At 71.1% G+C, this 1,070-nt stretch carries 1 protein-coding gene; it reads right to left on the reverse strand.

The window, feature by feature from the left end; genetic code table 11:
* Positions 1-1,043 (reverse strand): acyltransferase domain-containing protein (locus ACFLIM_RS50200; protein ID WP_393178026.1); only part of this gene is annotated, 1,043 nt, incomplete at its 3' end.
* Between the last annotated feature and the right edge of the window lie 27 nt (positions 1,044-1,070).

The following is a 1,070-nucleotide window of genomic DNA, read 5'->3' on the forward strand; positions in this document are numbered from 1 at the left end:
TACCGGCCCGACAACCCCGCCCCATCCAGCAGATCGCCGACCACCGAAGAGCAGAACGCGACCTCACTATCTGCGGGTTGCACGCCGGCCAGCGCCGTTTCCAGCTCCGCAGCCAGCACCCGCATGTGCGGAGTGTGCGAGGCGTAATCCACCGCGATCCGCCGCACCCGAACCCCAGGCAGATCAACCAACTCGTCCAACGCCGTCGAGTCGCCGGCCACCACGCAACTGGCCGGACCCGACTGCACCGCCACCCACAACCGATCCACCCACCGCGCCTCGATCAACTCCCGCGCATGGCCGGCCGGCACATCCAGCGCCGCCATCCCACCCGAGCCCGACATCCGCTCCAGCGCCCGACTGCGCAGCACCACCACGCGCGCCGCGTCCTCCAACGACAGCGCCCCGGCCACATAGGCAGCCGCGATCTCTCCCTGCGACTGACCTACCACCACCTGAGGCGCCACCCCCGCCGAAGCCCACACCTCGGCCAGCGCCACCATCACCGCCCACAACACCGGCTGCACCACCACCGACCCGACCAGCTCCGGAGCCCCCGCCTCCGCACGCAACACCGCGCTCGCGGACCAGCCGGTCAACGGCACCAGCACCCCATCACAGCGCTCCACCGCCGCCCGGAACACCGCACAGGAGTCCAGCAACTCCACGGCCATCCCCGCCCACTGCGAGCCCTGCCCCGGAAACACCAACACCGCCCCATCGACAGCAGCCGTGGCCACCCCACCGACTACAGACCCATGCGACGTGCCCGCCGCCACCGCCTCCAGCCCAGCCAGTAACTCCCCCCGATCAGCGGCCACCACCACCGCCCGATGCGCGAACCCCGACCGGCCAGCCAACACCCGGCCCACCCCCGCCAACTCCTCGTCCGACACCCCTGCCGCGAACTCCCGCAACCGCCCAGCCTGCGCCCGCAACGCCCCCGCACTCTTGCCCGACACCACCCACACCAGCACCCCAGCACCAGGCAGCAGCCCCACCGACGCCACAGGATCCACTTCCGGCGCACTCTCCACGATCACGTGCGCATTCGTCCCACTGACCCCGAA

It is taken from the genome of Nonomuraea marmarensis, from assembly GCF_043197025.1.
In the GTDB taxonomy this organism is placed as follows: Bacteria; Actinomycetota; Actinomycetes; order Streptosporangiales; family Streptosporangiaceae; genus Nonomuraea; species Nonomuraea marmarensis.